At 46.6% G+C, this 22,863-nt stretch carries 14 protein-coding genes; 2 read left to right on the forward strand and 12 right to left on the reverse strand.

Annotated elements, in window-relative coordinates; all coding sequences use genetic code 11:
- The first annotated feature begins 15 nt into the window (after positions 1-15).
- A complete protein-coding gene (gene carB, locus R7F64_RS08445; RefSeq protein ID WP_005381854.1) occupies positions 16-3,249 on the forward strand; it encodes a carbamoyl-phosphate synthase large subunit in 3,234 nt (1,077 codons plus the stop codon).
- Positions 3,250-3,346: 97 nt separating this feature from the next.
- Here carB and R7F64_RS08450 read toward each other — a convergent pair whose 3' ends face one another.
- On the reverse strand, positions 3,347-3,811 hold the full coding sequence (locus tag R7F64_RS08450; protein ID WP_047102012.1) for a hypothetical protein: 465 nt from the start codon (positions 3,809-3,811) through the stop codon (positions 3,347-3,349).
- Positions 3,801-4,715, reverse strand: a complete 915-nt coding sequence (locus R7F64_RS08455) for a hypothetical protein (protein WP_318071598.1) — start codon at positions 4,713-4,715, stop codon at positions 3,801-3,803. Before R7F64_RS08455 ends, R7F64_RS08450 begins: the two co-directional genes overlap by 11 nt.
- A 249-nt stretch (positions 4,716-4,964) precedes the next feature.
- Between R7F64_RS08455 and R7F64_RS08460 the strand changes: the two genes are divergently transcribed.
- Positions 4,965-5,744 carry a TSUP family transporter gene (locus R7F64_RS08460; protein WP_005381847.1) on the forward strand — a complete coding sequence of 260 codons (780 nt, stop codon included), beginning with the start codon at positions 4,965-4,967 and terminating at the stop codon, positions 5,742-5,744.
- Here the strand turns inward: R7F64_RS08460 and R7F64_RS08465 are convergent.
- From R7F64_RS08465 to gltB (R7F64_RS08510), 10 genes are all read right to left on the reverse strand, one after another.
- Complete coding sequence (locus R7F64_RS08465; protein WP_017821479.1) at positions 5,686-6,540, reverse strand: LysR family transcriptional regulator; 855 nt, start codon at positions 6,538-6,540, stop codon at positions 5,686-5,688. The genes R7F64_RS08460 and R7F64_RS08465 overlap by 59 nt on opposite strands.
- Before the next feature lie 128 nt (positions 6,541-6,668).
- Positions 6,669-7,289, reverse strand: a complete 621-nt coding sequence (locus tag R7F64_RS08470; RefSeq protein ID WP_005387377.1) for a TRIC cation channel family protein — start codon at positions 7,287-7,289, stop codon at positions 6,669-6,671.
- 69 nt (positions 7,290-7,358) lie between these two features.
- On the reverse strand, positions 7,359-8,180 hold the full coding sequence (gene btuF, locus R7F64_RS08475; protein WP_199266755.1) for a vitamin B12 ABC transporter substrate-binding protein BtuF: 822 nt from the start codon (positions 8,178-8,180) through the stop codon (positions 7,359-7,361).
- Positions 8,180-9,133: a cobalamin biosynthesis family protein gene (locus R7F64_RS08480; protein ID WP_318071599.1), complete on the reverse strand. Its 954-nt coding sequence runs from the start codon at positions 9,131-9,133 to the stop codon at positions 8,180-8,182. Before R7F64_RS08480 ends, btuF begins: the two co-directional genes overlap by 1 nt.
- Before the next feature lie 11 nt (positions 9,134-9,144).
- The gene (gene mtnN / locus R7F64_RS08485; RefSeq protein WP_005381837.1) at positions 9,145-9,840 is read right to left on the reverse strand and encodes a 5'-methylthioadenosine/S-adenosylhomocysteine nucleosidase; all 696 of its coding nucleotides are present in this window, start codon (positions 9,838-9,840) and stop codon (positions 9,145-9,147) included.
- A 63-nt stretch (positions 9,841-9,903) separates the two neighbouring features.
- Positions 9,904-10,332 carry a DUF1499 domain-containing protein gene (locus R7F64_RS08490; RefSeq protein ID WP_025768418.1) on the reverse strand — a complete coding sequence of 143 codons (429 nt, stop codon included), beginning with the start codon at positions 10,330-10,332 and terminating at the stop codon, positions 9,904-9,906.
- A 91-nt stretch (positions 10,333-10,423) separates the two neighbouring features.
- Positions 10,424-11,836: an FAD-dependent oxidoreductase gene (locus tag R7F64_RS08495; protein WP_262639830.1), complete on the reverse strand. Its 1,413-nt coding sequence runs from the start codon at positions 11,834-11,836 to the stop codon at positions 10,424-10,426.
- Positions 11,837-11,856: 20 nt separating this feature from the next.
- Complete coding sequence (gene gltB, locus R7F64_RS08500) at positions 11,857-16,320, reverse strand: glutamate synthase large subunit (protein ID WP_318071600.1); 4,464 nt, start codon at positions 16,318-16,320, stop codon at positions 11,857-11,859.
- Between the two features lie 448 nt (positions 16,321-16,768).
- Complete coding sequence (locus R7F64_RS08505; RefSeq protein WP_213904802.1) at positions 16,769-18,238, reverse strand: glutamate synthase subunit beta; 1,470 nt, start codon at positions 18,236-18,238, stop codon at positions 16,769-16,771.
- Complete coding sequence (gene gltB / locus R7F64_RS08510) at positions 18,238-22,788, reverse strand: glutamate synthase large subunit (protein ID WP_318071601.1); 4,551 nt, start codon at positions 22,786-22,788, stop codon at positions 18,238-18,240. Before gltB (R7F64_RS08510) ends, R7F64_RS08505 begins: the two co-directional genes overlap by 1 nt.
- Positions 22,789-22,863 lie beyond the last annotated feature (75 nt).

Here is a 22,863-nt window from a genome sequence, read left to right on the forward strand (position 1 = left end):
TCGGAGTAGTAGATAATGCCAAAACGTACTGACATTCAAAGTATTCTAATTCTTGGTGCTGGTCCGATTGTTATCGGTCAGGCATGTGAGTTTGACTACTCTGGCGCACAAGCGTGTAAAGCTCTTCGCGAAGAAGGCTACCGAGTTATCCTAGTTAACTCTAATCCAGCAACGATTATGACTGACCCAGAGATGGCAGATGCGACTTACATCGAGCCGATTCAGTGGGAAGTTGTACGCAAGATCATCGAGAAAGAACGTCCTGATGCAGTTCTGCCAACTATGGGTGGTCAGACAGCACTTAACTGTGCGTTAGATTTAGAGAAGCACGGCGTTCTCGCAGAGTTTGGCGTAGAGATGATTGGTGCAACGGCTGATGCAATCGACAAAGCGGAAGACCGTTCTCGTTTTGATAAAGCGATGAAGTCTATCGGCCTTGAGTGTCCTCGCGCAGATACAGCGAAGAGCATGGAAGAAGCTTACAAAGTTTTAGATATGGTTGGCTTCCCTTGTATCATCCGTCCATCGTTCACCATGGGTGGCACTGGTGGTGGTATCGCGTACAACAAAGAAGAGTTCGAAGAAATCTGTCGTCGTGGTCTGGACTTATCTCCGACCAACGAACTTCTTATCGATGAGTCGCTAATCGGTTGGAAAGAGTACGAAATGGAAGTCGTTCGTGACAAAGCGGACAACTGTATCATCGTATGTTCAATCGAGAACTTTGACCCAATGGGCATCCATACGGGTGACTCAATCACGGTTGCTCCAGCACAAACACTGACTGACAAAGAATACCAGCTTATGCGTAATGCATCGCTAGCTGTTCTGCGTGAAATCGGTGTTGAAACAGGTGGTTCAAACGTACAGTTTGGTATCAACCCGAAAGATGGTCGTATGGTCATCATCGAGATGAACCCGCGTGTATCTCGCTCTTCTGCGCTAGCATCAAAAGCAACAGGCTTCCCAATTGCGAAAATTGCCGCGAAACTGGCTGTTGGCTTTACGCTAGACGAACTACAAAACGACATCACAGGTGGTGCAACACCTGCGTCATTTGAACCAACTATCGACTACGTCGTAACTAAGATCCCTCGCTTTAACTTCGAGAAATTTGCTGGTGCAAACGATCGTCTGACAACTCAGATGAAATCGGTTGGTGAGGTAATGGCGATTGGTCGTAACCAACAAGAATCTCTTCACAAAGCACTGCGTGGCCTAGAAGTTGGCGCAACTGGTTTTGATGAGATGGTCGATCTGGAAGCGCCAGATGCACTGACTAAGATTCGTCACGAACTTAAAGAAGCAGGTGCAGAGCGTATCTGGTACATCGCCGATGCATTCCGAGCGGGTATGTCAGTCGACGGTGTGTTCAACTTGACTCAAATCGACCGCTGGTTCCTGGTTCAAATCGAAGAAATTGTAAAACTCGAAGAACAAGTCAAGGCGGGCGGCTACGCAGGTTTGACCAAAGAAGTGCTTCGTCAGATGAAACGCAAAGGCTTCTCTGATGCTCGCTTGTCTAAATTGCTTGGTGTCGCTGAAAGTGAAATTCGCCGTGCTCGTGAGCAGTTTGATATTCATCCGGTTTACAAACGTGTGGATACATGTGCAGCAGAGTTTTCTTCTGACACGGCTTACATGTACTCATCTTACGATGAAGAATGTGAAGCAAACCCAACAGACAAAGATAAGATCATGGTTCTTGGTGGCGGTCCAAACCGTATCGGCCAAGGTATCGAATTCGATTACTGTTGTGTTCATGCATCACTTGCGCTGCGTGAAGACGGTTACGAAACCATTATGGTTAACTGTAACCCAGAAACGGTATCTACTGACTACGATACGTCTGATCGTCTGTACTTCGAGCCAGTAACTCTGGAAGATGTACTGTCTATCGCTCGTGTTGAAAAACCAAAAGGTGTGATTGTTCAGTACGGTGGTCAAACGCCACTTAAACTGGCTCGTGCTCTAGAAGCGGCTGGTGTGCCAATCATTGGTACTAGCCCAGATGCTATCGACCGTGCGGAAGACCGCGAACGCTTCCAAGCCGCTGTTGACCGTTTAGGTCTACTTCAGCCAGAAAACGCGACAGTAACAACGATGGAGCAAGCGGTTGAGAAATCGAAAGAAATTGGCTTCCCATTAGTTGTTCGTCCATCTTATGTACTCGGTGGTCGTGCGATGGAAATCGTATACGACGAGCAAGACCTGCGTCGCTACTTCAACGAAGCAGTAAGCGTATCGAACGAGTCTCCAGTTCTGCTAGACCGTTTCTTGGATGATGCAACCGAAGTTGATATTGATGCTATCTGTGACGGTGAACGCGTCGTTATCGGCGGTATCATGGAGCACATCGAACAAGCGGGTGTTCACTCTGGTGACTCTGCATGTTCACTGCCTGCATACACGCTAAGTCAGGAAATTCAAGACAAGATGCGTGAGCAAGTTGAGAAGTTAGCATTCGAACTCGGTGTACGCGGTTTGATGAACACGCAGTTTGCTGTGAAAGATAACGACGTTTATCTAATTGAAGTGAACCCTCGTGCTGCTCGTACGGTACCATTCGTATCGAAAGCGACAGGCGCTCCTCTAGCGAAAATCGCTGCACGTGTAATGGCGGGTCAATCTCTAGAGTCACAAGGCTTTACTAAAGAGATTATCCCTCCTTACTACTCAGTGAAAGAAGTGGTTCTGCCGTTCAACAAATTCCCTGGGGTTGACCCTCTATTGGGCCCTGAAATGCGCTCAACAGGTGAAGTAATGGGTGTGGGTGCAACGTTCGCAGAAGCTTACGCGAAAGCAGAGCTAGGTTGTGGTGCGGTTTATCCTGAAGGTGGTCGTGCGCTACTGTCTGTACGTGAAGGTGATAAAGAGCGTGTTGTTGACCTAGCTTCTAAGTTAGTGAAACTGGGTTACCAGTTGGATGCGACACACGGTACTGCTGTAATTCTGGGCGAAGCGGGTATTAACCCACGTTTGGTAAACAAAGTACACGAAGGTCGTCCACACATTCTTGACCGCATCAAGAACAACGAATACACCTACATCGTAAACACGGCTGCTGGTCGTCAAGCGATTGAAGATTCGAAAGTTCTACGACGTGGTGCACTGGCAGAAAAAGTGAACTACACAACGACACTGAATGCAGCGTTCGCAACATGTATGTCTCATACTGCAGACGCAAAAGCGTCAGTAACTTCGGTTCAAGAGTTACACGCTAAAGTGAAAGCGAGTCTAGACGCGTAACAGATAAAAATCAGTAAGCTCATTAATCAGGGCTTACATGACAACCTCATTGCCCGCTCATTTGAGCGGGCTTTTTTGTTTTATTAAGCAACTTGTTCTACTTGTTGATATGTTTCATTCGCCTTCGATGCTCTCTACGACTCTGAGCTAGTTCATAGTAAAAGGTTATGAAGCATTTGTAGGAAGGAGTATTCATCAAATAAAGAGCAATAATGGGGAGAGCAAGGGCTATCAACCAGAATAGGTCTCCTAATTTCGCTTCTGAAACCCCAAAACATATCGCAATGAAAATTTGTATCGTGGCATTGAAAATATTGATTGGATTTAGAAACTTTAAACCATGAATAATGATCATCCCAAATGGAATCGTTACCAAAAGTGCACCAATACCCATCATTACTACCCACAAGTAGAATGGACCGTAAGTGTTTGAAATGTCGGTTAGTTGATCCAGAAAGAAAATATTTAATCCTCCCCCCATTGTTAGCAGTATTATTGCACTTAAAGCTGTAGCGATGCTTTTAGCGGACAGAACGAAGACTTCTTTTTCTCTACCATTCAATGGAAAACTCCTCGTATACACCCACTGCAATAGCACCGACGTTGCCGGAGGTTGCACTACCCACGAAACTGATAGTTGCACCAATGGCATCTTTTAGTTGAAGTTGGATGGCATTGCTGATGTCTTGTGAAGAGAACCTTCGTTTTACGCTTCCTGAACGTACTAGTTGTTTATAGGCTTTTGAAGATAAGTTTGGGATGTTTTGTTTCGAAATTTCTTTAGTGAGCCTTGCTCTTTCGTGTCGATTTAAGCCCTTCAAAACTTCACTTAAGCTTTTTCCTGAGCTCTTCTGTAGATTACTTATGGCTTTTATTGTGGCTGTGCCTGATGCCCCAACACCTACCAGAGATATGTAATCGAGGGCTTTAGACGTATTTTGATACCAAGCTTGCGAGTCCAGTTCATCTAGCTTATCAGGAGCAAAACCCTCAGCTCCACTCCTGCCTATGCCGACCATACATTGGACTGTAGAGGCAGCCGCCGCACTGTATCCCAAATAAGTAACGGCAGCACCCGTGCCTCCCGAAATTGGAATCGCACCAACACTACCAATAACAACCATCCAACCTAAAGCTGCTGAAGCACAGCTTAAGCCTGCTCCAATAAGTTCAGAAGCTAACTTAGACTCTCTATTCGAAGACTTAAGTTCTTTGGCGTAGCTATCGGCGGACATAGGAGATGTCGGCTCTTTTAAAATAATGCTGATAGGGTTGACGCGACAACTGGAGTTGAACTTTCGAAGAGAGATTACTGTTGAATCACCTGCTATATAAATAACCCCTGCCCCCGAAGTTTCAGGTCTAGAGTCTATGACTTTGAAGAGCTGTTTTAGATTTACGGTTTGTTCTATACGAGAGCGTAGCTGTTGCTCTTTTATTGAGGGGCGAGTCCTTAAAACATCCATTATTTTCACTCTTGATAAGGTTGAATTTATCAGATTAAGCCAGTGTTTTTATTGGCCATCAAAAAAATGAAATACTCTTGAGGTGAGGCTCTATATTTTGATGTAATTGATATTTTTAATGTATCATTTTCTAGATTCATTGATTGATGAAAATTAGGAATAGATTGGTGTCTTGACTTTCCATTGGTAGTTTTGTGAATAAGTGCTACCGTTTCTTCCTCTTTGATACCTCTTCAAAAAGGAAGTGTAGTGGAAATCACGGTTGAGATTTTGTTGGCCTTATTTTTGGTTGCGACTGCCGCAGGCTTTATTGATGCGATGGCTGGTGGGGGAGGGCTCATTACACTCCCTGCGCTTTTGGCTGCGGGGTTAAGTCCGACTCAAGCTCTAGCAACCAATAAGTTACAAAGTTCGTTTGGCAGTTTCTCTGCTAGCTGGTATTTCGTGCGTAACGGTATTGTCAGCCTAAAGGAAATGCGTTTCGCGATACTCTGTACTTTTATTGGTGCAGCGATCGGTGCCGAGGCTGTTCAGTTTATTGATGCTAGCGTACTCACCAGTTTGATCCCTGTTCTTTTGATAGCCATTTCCCTCTATTTTTTACTCGCGCCAAGTACGCGAAAAATCGATGGAGAACCAAAGTTATCTGAAGCGATGTTTGCGCTATGCATTGGTGGCGGGATCGGTTTCTATGATGGCTTTTTTGGCCCTGGGACTGGATCTATTTTTACTGTTTGTTTTGTTGCACTAGGTCACTTTTCTTTGGTCGAAGCCACTGCTAGAACCAAAATTCTCAATTTCACGTCAAACATTGCGGCACTACTCTTTTTTATCTTCGCTGGGTTGCCCGTGTGGAAGCTTGGCTTAACCATGGCTGTTGGCGGTTTTCTTGGTGCTCAGTTAGGAGCGAAGGTCGTGGTAAGTAAAGGACAAAAATGGATTCGTCCTCTAGTTATAGTGATGTCGATGCTTATGGCAACGAAACTTCTTTGGCAACAACATCAGCAATGGATTCTGTCAGTGCTTTAACTCGTTCGCTACGATATGTGCTGTGACGTAAGCAGATATGTATTGGTCGAACTAACTGATCTAGCTCTTCAAAGTCATAGCAGAACTTAGATGTGATATTAAGTGTCGTTAGGATAGATTTAGGGATTAAAGCGGGAGCCATACCTCCCAAAGCCAGTTGTGCTGCCGCAGTATACGAATCCATTTCCATCAAAGGTTCGATTCCGTGTTTGGATAAAATAGCTTGTTGATATGTGTTGGCAGGGTTAGTTAGGTCATTGGTCAAAATAGCTTTAGGTAGTTGTGAAAGTGAATGTCGACTGACAATTGAGAAAGGTTCATCGGCGAGGTGAAGGCTCATTAATCCATGATGAGGTGGTAGATAGCCAGCGCAAAATCCCAATGTTGCTTTGCCTGATTTCACATTCTCAATAATGCGTGGCGTATGATTGGTCGATATTCGTATGTACTGATCATGGGCAAAGTGTTCTGCCATGATCATGCTGAGGTATCCAGCGACTAAGGTTTCAGAGCAGTCTATCTTGATCAAAGAAGTATCTTCTATTTGTTGTTGATCATAGATCTGACCTCTTAACTCATTGAACGTTGGCTCGATCGTGTTGATGAGCGCAAGGCCATCGGAGGTCAGCTTTATGTGCCGACCATTTGGCTCTATTAATTTTTTTCCTAACTTCTTCTCTAGATTTGAAATACGTTTACTCACGGCAGATTGACTAATATAGAGTTGACTGCCCGTGCGGCTCATGGTTTTTTCTTTACTGAGGACAAGTAACGTTTCAATACCTTCAAGCAACATAATGATTAATGAAAGTTAGGAATGGTTGAGATAATTTAGCGAATTGCCCAAGAATTGGCGAATCAAATGAGCATAAATGAGAGGAGCCGACACTTGGTCGACTCCATGATGAGTGATGTTGTTGGTGTTTAACGGTTAATGGCGAAAGTTGGCAGGGATAGATGCCAACGAATCGCACCGAGACGTATAATGAGCGTTGAGATTACACCAGCGAGTAAAGCCGTTGAGTGGTCATAACCCATGTTTACCGCCATCGTATGGAAGATGCCGCCAATAATACATGCCGTAGCATAGACTTCGCTTCTTAATACCATAGGAACTTCGCGAGCCAGCACGTCTCGTATAATGCCACCGCCACAGCCAGTAATAACCCCCATTATCACCGCGACCATCCCAGAAGCATTGTAGGCGAGTGCCTTTTCTACTCCTATTCCTACAAATACAGCGAGACCGATGGCATCACAAACGGGTAATACCCACCATGAGAGTCGCTTGGGTCTTCGAATAACAAGCATGGTTAGTAGACACGTAACAAATATCACCCATAAGTAAGTCGTATCTGTTATCCAAAATACGGGAGTGGCACCAAGCGCCATGTCTCGGATTGTTCCGCCACCTATAGCAGTCACACTGCCGAGTACGATAACGCCGAATGGATCCATTTTTAAACGGCCAGCCAGTAATACGCCAGAGATAGCGAAAACAGCGGTACCGAACAAATCGATCATATAAAGCAGCATGGAGTCCATGTTACTTAGTACCTTTAAATAGTGTGAGAAAAAATGGGCGGAAATTGTACGGTATTTGCCACGAAATCGTTAGCGTTTTTGACGAACGCTTTTAAAGTGCTCACACACTTCCTTGATCGCGTTCAATGTGCGTGGTGTCGGACGGTTAATCCAATCAGAGTTTAGGGACCAGATGTGTTTGTTTTTAAGAGCAAGAAGCTCATTACTCCACTCAGCCCACATACCATCGTTACTCATTGCGTGACGAGAAGTAAAAAAAACCTCTGGCTGGCGAGTAATGACTTGCTCGATGCTAACTTGAGGATAAGGCGCGCTAGATGCGGCGAAAATGTTCTCACCACCGCAAAAAGTAAAGACTTCACTTGGCCAGTTCTTTCCGGCGACAGTGATGATAGGCTTTTCACTCAACTGATAAAAGTAACTAACTTTCTCGTTCGTGTTGTACTGTTCTTTTAGTGTACTCAGTTGCGTTCTAAAATCTTCAGCGGCCTTTTTTCCTACTTGTGGAGTTTCGCTGTATTGGCTGAGTTGCTCGATATTATTGGCGATATCTTCTAATGAACCTGTAGTGGAGTAATAGATAGGAATACCGAACTGTTTAATTTTCTCCAACTCTTTAGCGGGGTTTCCGGCTGGCCAAGCAATCACTAAGTCCGGCTGAAGAGCAATAATGCGCTCTAATTTAATTCCTTGATAATTTGAGACTCTTTCTAGCTGCTTTGCCTGTTCTGGATAATCGCTCATTTCGCTGACAGCAACAAGCTGCTCTCCTAGCCCTGCTGCAAAGGCAATTTCGGTGGCATGTGGAGCTAAACTTATAATGCGTTGAGCGGGTTGAGCGAAGGTCGCTGTCGAAACAAATAGCGTTAATGCGAAGCATAATTTATTCATCATAATCCTTGATAAATTATTCCTAAAAGCAAACTTTGGATTGCGATCCAAGCCAGGACGCGCCAAACGAGCAGCGTATGTATTTGTGAAAGGTGAATAGCCGATGGCGCAATGCGCCCACCGATTTTTGCGCGCTCTGCACGCACACCTTGATAGATAGCAGGGCCGCATAAAGACAGTTGTAGTTTGTGTCCGATAGTACATAACACCCAACTAGGTCCTGGTAAGGGCCAAGACTTCGCTTGCTGTTGTATTCCAGAGAGCACATTACTTGTATTCTTTCCGGCAGCTAAAAGTATGGCAAAGAGACGAAGTGGAATAATATCCAGAGTAGCAACCAGTTGAATCACAGGTTTACCAAAGGGCAAATATTGGTGTCGGCTAGGGGACCACACTCGCGCTAATTCTGTTGTGAGTCGATACATTAGCGCACCAATACCACCTGTTAGTGCGTACCAAAATAGTACGCCGATCACGTTGCGGCTGTATCCCATAATCAGGGTTTCTGAGCCAGCTTTACCTATGCCAACGATCGAGAGGTTACCAGTATCGCGATTAAGATATGGTCTCAGTAATGCTCGACACTGAGCTTTGTCTTCCGAAGAGATACTTGTGATGAGCTGTTTCGTTAACGTTTCGCTGTTACGCCAGTCTAGCGCAAGGATCAATAGAACCAGTTCATATAAAGGGATTTGCCAAACAAATGGCTTTACTGCAATCAGTAATATCAAGCAAGGAAACAGCATCAAGCCTAATGCAAGACTGCCTGAGATTACACTCTGTGAGTAATTGTGATTATTGTTCACTTTGTTGGCTAGCTGTTCTGCTAGCTTTCGCCATAAAGTGATAGGGTGCGCTGAATGGGGGATTGGCACTAAAAGGTGCAAGATCAGTGCACCCCACATAATGAGGAGCGCACCGTTGGCATAAAATGACTGAAAAACTTCTTCCATGAATGAGTCGTTTACTTAATGAGTTCCAGCATTTTGAATACCATTTCGGAAGAGCTTTTTGCTGCTAGAGGCAGGAACTCATCAAAGCTCATTGGTGATTCTTTATCAGCGACATCAGAGATTGCACGCACAACAACAAACGGTGTGTTGAATTGGTGACAAGTTTGAGCGATAGCAGATGCTTCCATTTCTACAGCGATAACTGACGGGAAGTGTTTACGAATAAACTCTTGACGCTCAGCGGTACAAACAAACGCATCGCCAGTACAAATTAGGCCGCGAACCGCATGAGTGTTTTCCATTTGTGCTAGGGCTTTTTCTGCTAAGTCCATTAGCTTGTCATCCGCTTTGAATGCAGCTGGTTGACCGGCCATTTGGCCAATTTCATAGCCAAAAGCGGTTACGTCTGCATCGTGATGACGAACTTCTGTAGAGATAACTACATCGCCAAGGTTTAAGCTTGAATCGAAACCGCCAGCAGAGCCTGTGTTAATCACAACGTCTGGTTGGTATTCATCAAGAAGGATTGTCGTGCCCACTGCCGCTGCAACTTTACCGATGCCCGATTGTAGTACGACGACTTCAACATCGTTAATTTGACCAGAGAAAAACGTACAACCTGCTTTATTTACAGTTTTGCAGTTTGTAATTGCTTGCTTCAGGATGGTCACTTCTTGTTCCATCGCACCGATGATACCAACTTTCATAACACTCTCTTTAAGTAAATATTTTAGTTGGCCGAGAGTATAGCACTCCCCGTTGGCAGTTTTCTATTTGATGAGCTTCGCTTGAGTGAGCTTTTCTCGTAATTGATCGGCGCGCTTTCTGTTTACGCCAAAGTCAGAGTAGCCCACACGAGATTCCGAGCGCACAATCAGTTGGTCTCCTGCTATTTTTAGTTCGAGGTCATCCACGAAGCGCATGATTTTAGATGTGCACTCGATACGAAGGTAGTTGCTTTCTTTCACCGCGGTTTTCGCGCCTGGCAGTTCAAGCGCAACTTGCTCAATAGCGTCGATGTTCGCTGAATCAACTAAGATAAATGGCGTTAGGTTGTATTTTTCTCGCGTGTCTTGGGTGGAGACGCAGTTTGGTTTGTCACCACAAGGTGATTGAGAACGATCCGTCATGGTTGTGACTCCTTGGCTACAAGCGGTTAAGCCGAGCAAAGTAATGGAAAGGAGAGCGGCTTTTTTCATTATATTTACTCTTATAATTTTGTTTCTAATTATATGGATACAAAAGAAAAAGGATCCAATAACAGGACCCTTTTTGTGAGGTTAGCTGAGATTAAACTTCGAGGTAATCGAGAATGCCTTCTGCCGCTTTTCGTCCTTCATCAATTGCGGTTACGACAAGATCAGAACCTCGTACCGCATCGCCGCCCGCGAAGATCTTTTCATTGCTGGTCTGGAATTGGAACTCTTGCTTCGCAGGGGCTTTGATACGACCCCACTGATCCAAATCGACATCAAACGGTGCTAACCAGTCCATTTTGTGCGGCTGGAAACCAAACGCCATGATAACAACGTCTGCTGGTAGAACGTGCTCGCTGCCTTCAACGGGCTCTGGGCGTCGGCGACCCGCTTCATCAGGTTCACCAAGTGCGGTTTTCACCACTTTGACCCCCGAGACTTTGCCTGACGCATCCACTTCAACTCCCAAAGGCTGAAGGTTGAACATGAACTTCACGCCTTCTTCCTTTGCGTTTTTTACCTCGCGACGAGAGCCCGGCATGTTGGCCTCATCACGACGATAAGCACAAACTACGTTGGAGGCACCTTGGCGAATTGAGGTACGAACGCAGTCCATTGCTGTATCACCACCACCCAGTACGACGACTTTCTTTCCTGCCATATCGATAAAGGGTTGGTTACTCTCAAGATCCATGACTTTGTAGGTGTTCGAAACTAAAAATGGCAGCGCGTCATACACACCCGGCGCATCTTCATTATCTAGACCAGCACGCATGTATTTATAGGTGCCAACGCCCAAGAAAACAGCATCGTATTTATCAAGTAGCTCTTGCATTTGGACATCTTTGCCTACTTCCATGTTCATGCGGAACTCGACGCCCATTTCAGTGAACACACGGCGGCGGTTTTCCATCACGCCTTTTTCAAGCTTGAAGGAAGGAATACCGAAGGTCAGAAGGCCTCCAATTTCAGGGTAGCGGTCAAACACGACTGGCTTAACGCCATTGCGCACTAGGATATCAGCGGCAGCCAAGCCAGCTGGGCCTGCTCCAATGATTGCGACCTTTTTATCGGTCCACTCCACCTTGGACATATCTGGCTTCCAGCCCATTTCAAACGCTTTGTCGGTAATGTACTTTTCTATGTTACCGATGGTGACGGCACCAAAGTCATCATTAAGCGTGCATGAACCTTCACATAGGCGGTCTTGAGGACAAACGCGCCCACATACTTCCGGTAGGCTATTGGTTTGATGCGATAGTTCAACCGCTTCAAGAATACGACCTTCATTGGCAAGTTTTAACCATTGAGGGATGTAGTTGTGGACTGGGCATTTCCATTCACAATATGGGTTGCCACAATCTAAGCAGCGATCCGCTTGTGCAGTCGCCTGCTGCTTAGTAAACGGTTCATAGATTTCAACGAACTCGATCTTACGAACTTTGATAGGCTTTTTCGCAGGATCTACACGCTGCACATCGATAAATTGATAAACGTTCTGGCTCATGATTCAAACATCCTCCATGATTACTGTGCTTGAACACGCAGCTCTGCGGCACTGCGGCTCTGGTGACCAAGTAGCGTGCGAAGATCTGCCGCTTGTGGTTTCACCAAATAGAACTTTGGAATCCATTCATCAAAGTTCGCCAAAATATTTTCAGCATGACTCGACCCTGTTTCTTCAAGGTGTTCCGCAATTAGGCCACGCAAATGTTCTTGGTGGATGTAAAGATCGGACAATGAGATGGCTTCGACAGACTCAGTATTGACTCGACCTTCAAAGCTTTGGTTCTCATCCAGAACATAGGCAAAGCCTCCAGTCATACCCGCGCCAAAGTTCACACCTGTCGCACCAAGAATGGCAACAATACCGCCAGTCATGTACTCACAAGCGTTATCGCCAGCACCTTCAATGACGGCTATCGTACCTGAGTTTCGTACGCCGAAACGCTCACCTGCTTTACCGGCTGCAAATAGTTTACCGCCGGTCGCGCCGTACAGACAGGTGTTACCAATGATGGTTGCTTCATTACACTTAAATGCAGTGCCAAGGTGAGGTTTGATAACCACTTTACCACCCGCCATGCCTTTGCCCACGTAGTCGTTCGCATCGCCCGTGAGGTAAAGCTCTACACCACCTGCGTTCCAAACACCAAAGGACTGGCCTGCGGTGCCGTCAAGATAGATTTTGATAGGGGAAGCCGCCAACCCTTGGTTGCCATAGCGTTTTGCTATTTCGCCAGATAAGCGTGCACCAACAGAACGATCAGTGTTGATGACATTGTAGAAGAAACTTGCCGATTGACTGTTTTCGACCGCATGCATGGCATCATCAACGATCTTTTGGTTGAGCTCAGCTTTATCAAACGGTTTGTTTGGCTCTGTCCAAAATAGCGGATGGCCCTCAGGTGATACTGGAGCTTCTAGAATATTGGATAGATCCAGCTTGGTCTGTTTCGCTGTAAATCCCTCTACTGCCTCAAGTAAATCGGTACGACCAATCAAGTCCGTCAGCTTTTCAACGCCAAGTTCGGCGAGTAATCCGCGCACTTCGTCTGCCAGGCCGATGAAGTAATTCATCACCATTTCTGGTAGACCTTTGAAGTATTCTTTACGCAGTGTCTCGTCTTGAGTCGCAACCCCAGTTGCACAGTTGTTGAGGTGACAAATTCGTAGGAACTTACAACCCATAGCGACCATTGGCGCAGTACCAAAACCGAAGCTTTCTGCACCTAAAATTGCGGCTTTAACTACGTCTAAACCAGTCTTTAGACCACCGTCTACCTGTAGGCGGATCTTATGACGCAGACCATTAGCAACCAGAGCTTGTTGTGTCTCTGCCAACCCCAACTCCCAAGGGCTACCAGCGTATTTTACCGAAGTTAATGGGCTTGCTGCGGTACCACCGTCGTAACCCGAAATGGTAATAAGATCAGCGTAAGCCTTGGCTACGCCCGTTGCGATGGTGCCGACACCTGGCTCGGAGACGAGTTTTACCGAAACCAGCGCATTTGGGTTGACTTGTTTAAGGTCGAAGATCAGCTGGGCCAAATCTTCAATCGAATAGATATCGTGGTGCGGAGGAGGGGAGATCAGAGTCACGCCTTGTACCGAATAACGGAGTTTTGCGATTTCTGCGGTGACTTTGTGTCCTGGTAGCTGTCCACCTTCACCCGGTTTCGCACCTTGTGCCACCTTGATTTGCAGTACATCCGCATTAGTCAGGTAATGAGGCGTTACACCAAATCGGCCAGAAGCAATCTGTTTGATACGTGAGTTACGCTCAGTACCGAAGCGGCGAGGATCTTCACCGCCTTCACCCGAGTTAGAGTAACCACCAAGACGGTTCATCGCCGTTGCAAGTGCTTCATGCGCTTCTGGGCTAAGTGCGCCAATGGACATTGCCGCAGAGTCAAAGCGTTTGAACAGTTCAGTGCGTGGTTCTATTTGCTCAAGTGGCAGCGGTGAGTCTGATTTTTTCAGCGACATTAAGTCACGCAGCATGGCAACAGGGCGTTGATTTACCTGCTTAGCAAAGCTCTGATAGTCGTTACTTTCGCCAGATTTAACGGCCTGTTGCAGCGTGCCGACAACATCCGGGTTGTACGCATGATACTCACCTCCATGGACGTACTTTAACAAGCCGCCATGATCAATCGATTTGCGTTTCGCCCATGCTTTACGAGATAAGTTTGTAAGATCTTGCTGGAAGTCGTCAAAATTCGCGCCTTCAATTCGAGTTGTGACGCCTTTAAAACACAGATCGACCACATCTTGGCTCAAGCCAACTGCTTCAAACAGTTGTGAGCAGCGGTAAGAGGCGATGGTTGAGATCCCCATTTTCGATATGATCTTGTACAGGCCTTTGTTGATGCCGTATTGGTAGTTTTGCATCACATCGCGGTAGTCTTTCTCTAGTGCTTTATCATCAATCAGTTTACCTAACGCTTCATAAGCAAGGTATGGGTAAACCGCAGTAGCACCAAAGCCAAGCAAGACAGCAAATTGGTGTGGGTCACGAGCTGTTGCGGTCTCAACAACAATGTTGGCATCGCAACGTAAGTTCGCGTCAATCAGACGAGTTTGAACCGCACCGACCGCCATTGCTGCAGGAATTGGCAGCTTGCCTTTGACTAAAGCGCGATCTGAAAGCACGACTAGAACCGTGCCTTCACGCACCACTTGTTCTGCTTGCTCACACAGATCATCAATGGCTTGTTTGAGATCTTTCTGTTGTGGGTCGTAGTTGATATCGAGAATGGTATTACGGTAATGATCGTCACTCAGCTCTAGTAGTTGCTGCATGTCTGAATAGAGCAGTACTGGAGAATCAAAGGTTACACGATGCGCGTGGCCATCGGTTTCACAGAAGACGTTCATCTCCTGGCCGATGCTGGTCGCCAGCGACATGACGTGTTTCTCACGCAGCGGATCGATTGGTGGGTTGGTGACCTGCGCGAACTTCTGACGGAAGTAATCAGTCACCAAGCGCTCTTTCGAAGAAAGAACCGCCATCGGGGTGTCATCACCCATCGAACCGACGGCTTCTTGCCCCATATCACCGAGGACACGCAATACTTGATCGACTTCTTCATTGCTCATGGCAAACTGCTTTTGATAAGTCTTAAGCAAGTCTTCATCAAAGCTGCGCTCACCTACTTGATCTTCAGGCAGCTGAGAGAACGGTGTTAGTTTGCGAACGTTGTTCTCCATCCATTCGCGATAAGGGTGACGAGATTTCAGGTCATTATCGATCTCGCTAGACTGCCAAAGCTTACCTTTACGAGTGTCGATGACGAGTAATTCCCCCGGACCTACACGACCTTTTTTGGCAACTTCATCTGGGGCGTAATTCCAAATCCCTACCTCAGATGCCAGAGTGATCAACTTGTCTTTGGTAATTACATAACGCGCAGGACGTAGACCGTTTCGGTCTAGGTTACAAGCAGCATAACGACCATCGGACAGTACGATACCTGCTGGGCCATCCCATGGTTCCATGTGTTTGGAGTTGAAATCGTAAAACGCACGCAAATCCGGATCCATGTCAGGGTGGTTTTGCCATGCTGGCGGCACAAGCATACGCATGGCACGGAAGATATCCATGCCGCCAGCTAAAAAGAGATCTAGCATATTATCTAGGCTAGACGAGTCTGAGCCTGTCTCGTTCACAAACGGTGCTGCAGTTTGTAGGTCAGGCAGCAGTGGTGACGAGAACTTGTAAGCACGAGCGCGTGCCCATTGTCGGTTACCTTCAATGGTATTGATCTCACCATTATGAGCCAGGTAGCGGAACGGTTGAGCTAATGGCCAACGCGGTTGAGTGTTGGTAGAAAAACGCTGGTGGAACAGACAGATAGCAGATTCCATACGTAGATCGGCAAGATCAAGATAAAAGCGCGGTAAGTCCGCAGGCATGCATAGGCCTTTATACACCAAAACTTGAGTCGACAAGCTACAGATGTAGAAATCCGGATCTTCGGTGATTTGTTTCTCGATGCGACGGCGTGCGATGTAGAGGCGACGCTCAATGTCGCGTTCGCGCCAACCTGCCGGTGCAGAGACAAAGACTTGCTGAATATTTGGAAGCGAGTTGGCCGCAATTGGACCGAGTACTTCTGAATTAGTTGGTACTTCACGCCAACCAGCCACAGTTAGCGTCTCTTGCGCCAGTTCTTTGTTGACGATGTCTTTAGCGAGTTGAGCTTTGACTGGATCTTGGTTGAAGAAAATCATCCCTACGGCGTATTGCTTGCCAAGGTTGAAACCATTTTCTTCGGCAATAAGACGTAAATAGGAATCGGGCTTTTGTAATAGAAGACCACAACCATCACCAGTTTTACCATCGGCGGCGATACCACCACGGTGAGTCATGCGGTCAAGTGCAGAAATTGCTGTACGTACCAGCTTGTGGCTTTGTTCGCCTTCCATATGCGCGATCAAGCCAAATCCACAGTTGTCTTTCTCAAGACTTGGATCATAAAGAGCCATTGCAATTCTCCCTTTGCTTATCCGTCATCCCGACAGATATATCAACACTGCTTACGTTGATATCGATGACTAACTATGCGTCATCTTTATAGCTTTATGTATAATTATTCAGTAAAAGTTGTGAAATATTTAACATTTTTTGAGTGTTTTATTTTCATCAACTTCACAAGCTATAGCTTATTGTAAAAAAGGTCAAGTTATTAGTGGATCATCACGTGAATATACGATTTACCATTTAATAAGCTAAAATAGTTCAATGATTTCAAATAGATAGAAAATCAATTGTTACAAAAAAGTAACATTTGATTCTGTGGGAGATAAAAAAGACCAGCATAAAATGCTGGCCAAAATAGAAAGATTGGAAGGAATTGTTTTCTTTCTTCACCGATAGCCATCGATATTGCTGATGGCTATTAGGCAATTGAAAGAGAGAAGCATGACTGCTTCGTTAAGCAGAAAGCATCAGTGAATCTGCTTTTGCTTCTAGGTTTGTGCCACCCATTAGGTAATCATCGATAGCACGGGCACATTCGCGGCCTTCATTGATACAACGAACCACCAAAGATTGGCCTGTTCGCATATCACCAGCAGCAAATACGCCTTCTTGGTTAGTAGCAAAATCTTGAGTTGCTACGTTACCGCGATCGTCTAGTGCGATATCCAGTTGAGCAAGTACGCCTGTTGGTTCAGGGTGTAGGAAGCCCATCGCTAGAAATGCCATATCACATGGAATCACACGCTCGCTGCCTTCTACTTCTTTGAAGCTTGGACGCTCGCCAGGTTTTGCATCTTGCCAAACGATATCAGCTAGACGAAGACCGGTAACTTCACCTTTGTCATTGCCGATGAACTCTTTGGTTAAGATGTTCCAGTGACGATCAACACCTTCTTCATGAGAGGTCGAAGTACGTAGGATCATTGGGTATTGAGGCCAAGGCATATTGGCTGGGCGCTTCTCTGGTGGAGTCGGCATGATTTCCACTTGAGTTACGCTTGCTGCGCCGTGACGGTTTGACGTACCTACACAGTCTGAACCGGTATCACCACCACCAATGACAACCACATGTTTACCTTTTGCGTGAATCTCTTCCGTTTTCAGGTCCATGTTATTTGCACGGCGGTTGTTTTGACCTAGGAATTCCATTGCGAAGTGAACGCCTTTTAGTTCACGACCCGGAACGGGCAAATCACGAGGAACGGTTGAACCACCCGTTAGTAGAACCACATCGAACTCTTGACGCAACTGCTGAGCATTCACATCAACACCAACGTGTTGGTTTACTTTAAACTCAATGCCAGCTTCTGCCATTAGATTGATCTTGCGATCAATGACTTCCATGCTCAGTTTAAAGTCTGGGATACCAAAACGTAGCAGACCGCCCACTTTCTCGTCTCGCTCGAATACTGTCACGGTATGGCCTGCGCTGTTTAGCTGCTCAGCAGCCGCAAGACCAGCAGGTCCAGAACCAATGATCGCCACCGTTTTACCAGTACGAGAACGTGGCGTTTTTGGCTTGGCGTACCCTTCACGATACGCCGTTTCTACGATGGTTTTCTCGATATTACAGATAGTGATTGGGTCTTGGTTGATGCCAAGTACACAAGCACTTTCACATGGAGCAGGGCAAACACGACCAGTGAACTCTGGGAAGTTATTGGTTGAGCTTAGAATGTTCCATGCTTCTTCCCAGCTATCACGATAAACCGCGTCGTTAAATTCTGGGATGATGTTACCGATAGGGCAGCCGTTATGACAAAACGGCACACCACAATCCATACAACGAGAAGCCTGAGTATTGATCTTGTCACCAAACTCCTCGTTCAGAACGAACTCTTTGTTGTTCTTGATGCGTTCAGCTGGGTCGATCTTCTGTGGTAGTTCACGACCATGCTCTAAAAATCCAGTAGGCTTACCCATTATACGGCCTCCACTTGAGTTTCGTTTCCTTGAGACAGTGCTTCAGCTTTACGCTTTTGAAGAACCGCTTTGTAGTCACGCGGCATTACCTTAACCATAGAGGCTAGGCTAACTTCAAAGTTGTCTAGGAAAGACTGAGCGACTTCACTTCCTGTGAATTGAACATGCTTAGTTAGCATGTCGAGTAATAGATCTCTGTCTTCTTTCTCGATTGGATCTAGGTCTACTAACTCTGGGTTCAGTTTTGACTCAAAGTCACCTGATTTATCCCATACGTAAGCCACGCCACCACTCATACCTGCGGCAAAGTTACGACCTGTTGACCCAAGGATGATGGCTGCACCGCCAGTCATGTATTCACAACCGTGGTCACCGACGCCTTCTACTACTACTTTCGCGCCTGAGTTACGAACACAGAAACGTTCACCAGCCATACCGCGAATGAAAGACTCACCCGAAGTTGCACCGTAGAAACACACGTTACCAACCACGATGTTGTCTTCCGCGACAATACTTGATTTTGCATCTGGGTAAAGTATTAAGGTACCGCCAGATAAGCCTTTACCCCAGTAGTCGTTCGCGTCGCCTTCCACCTCGAACTTCACGCCCTTAGCTAGGAATGCACCGAATGACTGACCCGCAGAACCTTTGAACTTCACGTTCATTGGCTGAGGTAGACCCGCATCTTTGTACACTTTCGAGATTTCGTTCGACAACATGGTACCTGCAGAGCGGTCCGTGTTGACGATAGGGAACTCGGCATTCACCGCTTCGCCTTTCTCTAGTGCAGGGATAGCTGCTTGAATCAGCTTACGGTCTAGCACTTCTTCTAGGTTGTGGTTCTGTTGAGCTTGGTTGAATACACCATCAGCTTCACGTGGTCGCTCAACGTGGAGAACAGGAGACAGATCTAGGTTCTTGTATTTCCAGTGAGAAATGTCTTGGCGAATCTTCAGCTTCTGACCTTGACCGACCATTTCATCGATAGTGCGGAAGCCAAGTTCAGCCATGATTTCACGTAGACCTTGTGCCATGTATTGGAAGAAGGTTACGACGTCTTCTACGCGACCATCAAAGCGCTCGCGAAGTGTTTTGTTTTGAGTCGCGATACCAACAGGACAGGTGTTCTTATGACACTTACGCATCATGATACAACCTTCAACCACCAATGCTGCGGTTGCCACGCCCCATTCTTCTGCACCAAGTAGTGTTGCCACTGCAAGGTCGCGAGGTGTCTTCATCTGACCATCCGCTTGAACCACGATACGGTTACGTAGACCGTTCTTTAGTAGCGTTTGGTGCGTTTCTGCCAAGCCAAGTTCCCAAGGAAGACCGGTATGACGGATTGAAGACATTGGTGATGCACCTGTACCACCGTCGAAACCAGCGATAAGTACAACGTCCGCTTTCGCTTTCGCTACACCAGAAGCGATCGTACCTACGCCAGCTTCCGATACCAGCTTCACGTTTACACGGCCCGCGCGGTTCGCGTTCTTCAAGTCATAGATAAGCTGAGCCAAATCCTCGATTGAGTAGATATCGTGGTGTGGCGGTGGCGAGATAAGGCCAACGCCTGGAGTTGAGTGACGTGTAGCACCGATCCAGTCATCTACTTTATCGCCTGGTAGCTGACCACCTTCACCTGGCTTCGCGCCTTGAGCCATCTTGATTTGTAGCTCTTCAGCGTTAGTTAGGTAGTAAGAGGTTACGCCGAAACGACCTGAAGCCACCTGTTTGATTGCAGAGCGTTCCCAATCGCCGTTCTCTTTGCGCTCGAAACGCATTGGGTCTTCACCACCTTCACCAGAGTTCGATTTCGCGCCAAGACGGTTCATCGCAACAGCCAGTGTGGAGTGTGCTTCGTAAGAAATAGAACCGAATGACATTGCACCTGTCGCGAAGCGTTTCACGATGCTTTCAATTGGCTCGACGTCGTCGATAGAGATAGAACCAGCGGGGTTCTTAATGAACTCAAGTTGGCTACGCAGGGTTACCGCGTTGTCACCTTGCTTATCTACAGCAGTCGCGTATTGCTTGAACTGATCGTAGTTCTTGTTGCGCGTAGACTCTTGCAGTAGAGAAATGGTTTCTGGGTTGAATAGGTGCTTCTCACCACGCTGTTTCCATTGGTAAACACCACCAACATCCAGCATTTGAATTGGGATTTCGCGTTGTGGGTAACCGATGCGGTGACGGATAAGTACTTCTTTGGCGATATCATCAAGGGTTAGACCTTGGATACGAGAAACCGTCCCTGTGAAGTATTTGTCGACCACGGATTTGTGGATACCCAATGCTTCGAAGATTTGCGCACCATGGTACGACTGTAGCGTAGAGATGCCCATCTTCGAGAAGATCTTCAGAAGACCGCCATTGATCGCTTTACGGTAGTTGTTGAACAGATCGCGAGGGTTCGCTTCTGGATCCAACTTCTTCGTACGTTGAAGTTCAATGATGGTTTCAATCACTAGGTAAGGGTTAACCGCATTCGCACCGTAACCAAGTAGCGTTGCAAAGTGGTGCGTTTCACGCGCGTCACCAGTTTCAACCACGATGTCACACTTCGCACGTAGACCTTTACGGATCAAGTGGTGGTGTACTGCGCCAACTGCCAGCATTGCTGGGATCGCCGCGTGGTTTGAATTCACTGCGCGGTCAGTGAGTAGGATGATTGAATAACCATCGATAACCGCGTCTTCTGCGTATTGGCAGATACGTTTTAATGCACGCTCAAGTTTGCCTTGATCTTCACTAGCTTGGAATACGATATCCAACGTTTTCGCTTGTAGGTGCTCGTTATCGATCGCACGCAGTTTTTCAAGCTCTGAGTTCGCCAGAACCGGCGATTCTAATTCGACTTTCTGACAGTGAAGTGGTGTTTCAGTCAGAAGGTTTTGGTCTTTACCCAAGTAAGTGTTCAGCGACATAACCATACGCTCACGGATCGGGTCGATCGGTGGGTTAGTTACCTGTGCAAACAGCTGCTTGAAGTAGTTTGAAAGATGCTGAGATTGATGAGATAGAACCGCAAGAGGCCAGTCGGCACCCATTGCTGATAATGGCTCTTTCGCATCATTCGCCATTGGAACGATGATTTCGTTCACTTCTTCAGTGCTTACGCCAAACGCTTGTTGGCGGTGTAGAAGGTGTTCTGGCTTAGGCTGGCTGAACTGGTTGCTCGCGTCTGGCAGCTTCTTCAAGCTCAGTAGGTTTTCTTCTACCCACTTCTCGTAAGGCTGCGCTGTTGCGATGGTGTCTTTCACTTCTTCATCAGAGATGATGCGACCTTGCTCTAGGTCTGCAACGAAGATACGACCTGGCTGTAGACGACCGCGGAACTCTACGTTCTCTGGTTCAATATCCACAACACCAGATTCAGATGCCATCACTAGGAAGTTATCTTTGGTCACTGTGTAGCGAGAAGGGCGCAGACCGTTACGGTCTAGTGTCGCACCAACTTGAACACCATCAGTAAAACATACTGAAGCTGGACCATCCCATGGTTCCATAATGTTCGCGTGGTACTGATAGAACGCGCGACGTTTAGGATCCATGTTTTTGTTTTCTTGCCATGCTTCTGGGATCATCATCATCAATGCGTGTGGCAGGCTGCGACCAGAAAGAACTAGGAGCTCAAGTGCCATGTCAAAGTTAGATGAATCTGAGCTGCCTTCCTGACAGATTGGAAGAAGCATGTCGATTTCAGCCTGAGTAAACAGGTCTGATTCTAGAATTGCTTCACGGGCTTTCATCCAGTTCAAGTTACCGCGAACTGTATTGATTTCACCGTTGTGGGCAATGTAACGGAAAGGCTGTGCAAGACGCCATTTCGGGAAGGTATTGGTAGAGAAGCGAGAGTGTACCAGTGCTAGTGCAGTCACCATGGTCGGGTTTTGCAGATCAAGGAAGTACTGAGGTACTTGCTCGGTCGTTAACTGACCTTTGTACACCAATGTCTTGTAAGACATTGAGTTAATGTAGAAGTCGTCACCAATGTTCGAAACGCTTTCTAGGCAAACACGTACAGTATAGTTACGAAGTACGTACAGTTTGCGCTCTAGCTCTTCAGGCGTGATGCCAGGGCCGCCGGAGATAAACACGTGCTCAAATTGAGGCTCTGTGCTTAGAGGGTCGGCACCAATCATGGAGTTGTCGGTTGGTAATACGCGGTAGCCGATAACTTCAAGGTCTAGACGCTGTGCGTTGCGTTCTAGAATGTCACGGCATTGTTCGCGTTTGTATTCGTCTTTCGGGAAAAGAACGACACCAACACCATACTTTTCAAACGAAGGCAGTTTAATGCCTAGCTTAACGGCTTCTTCTAATAGGAATTCATGAGGTTTTTGTAGCAAGATACCCGCACCGTCACCGCTGCATGGGTCACAACCTTGACCACCACGGTGTTCCATGCGAGCCAGCATATCCAATGCTTGAGTCACTACTTCATGAGATTTACGGTTTTTAAGGTGAGCAACAAAACCGATACCACAAGCGTCATGCTCCAGTTCCGGAGTGTACAGACCCTGTGGATTTTGCTCTCTATCTACCATAGATACATCCTTCCAGTTCAATGTCGACGCAAAAGTACCGGGCAGCAAATACTACCTAGACTATTGATTACGTCT

Origin of the sequence: Vibrio sp. Vb1980 (assembly GCF_033338615.1) — a bacterium.
Classification (GTDB): domain Bacteria; phylum Pseudomonadota; class Gammaproteobacteria; order Enterobacterales; family Vibrionaceae; genus Vibrio; species Vibrio alginolyticus.

Bases quoted from the DNA above. Each gene is read 5' to 3' on its own strand.
- gltB (WP_318071601.1), bottom strand. From the start codon at position 22,788: ATGGTAGATAGAGAGCAAAATCCACAGGGTCTGTACACTCCGGAACTG.
- R7F64_RS08495 (WP_262639830.1), bottom strand. From the start codon at position 11,836: ATGAGCCAGAACGTTTATCAATTTATCGATGTGCAGCGTGTAGATCCT.
- R7F64_RS08455 (WP_318071598.1), bottom strand. From the start codon at position 4,715: ATGGATGTTTTAAGGACTCGCCCCTCAATAAAAGAGCAACAGCTACGC.
- mtnN (WP_005381837.1), bottom strand. From the start codon at position 9,840: ATGAAAGTTGGTATCATCGGTGCGATGGAACAAGAAGTGACCATCCTG.
- R7F64_RS08480 (WP_318071599.1), bottom strand. From the start codon at position 9,133: ATGGAAGAAGTTTTTCAGTCATTTTATGCCAACGGTGCGCTCCTCATT.
- R7F64_RS08505 (WP_213904802.1), bottom strand. From the start codon at position 18,238: ATGGGTAAGCCTACTGGATTTTTAGAGCATGGTCGTGAACTACCACAG.
- gltB (WP_318071600.1), bottom strand. From the start codon at position 16,320: ATGGCTCTTTATGATCCAAGTCTTGAGAAAGACAACTGTGGATTTGGC.
- R7F64_RS08490 (WP_025768418.1), bottom strand. From the start codon at position 10,332: ATGAAAAAAGCCGCTCTCCTTTCCATTACTTTGCTCGGCTTAACCGCT.
- R7F64_RS08465 (WP_017821479.1), bottom strand. From the start codon at position 6,540: ATGTTGCTTGAAGGTATTGAAACGTTACTTGTCCTCAGTAAAGAAAAA.
- carB (WP_005381854.1), top strand. From the start codon at position 16: ATGCCAAAACGTACTGACATTCAAAGTATTCTAATTCTTGGTGCTGGT.
- R7F64_RS08470 (WP_005387377.1), bottom strand. From the start codon at position 7,289: ATGGACTCCATGCTGCTTTATATGATCGATTTGTTCGGTACCGCTGTT.
- btuF (WP_199266755.1), bottom strand. From the start codon at position 8,180: ATGAATAAATTATGCTTCGCATTAACGCTATTTGTTTCGACAGCGACC.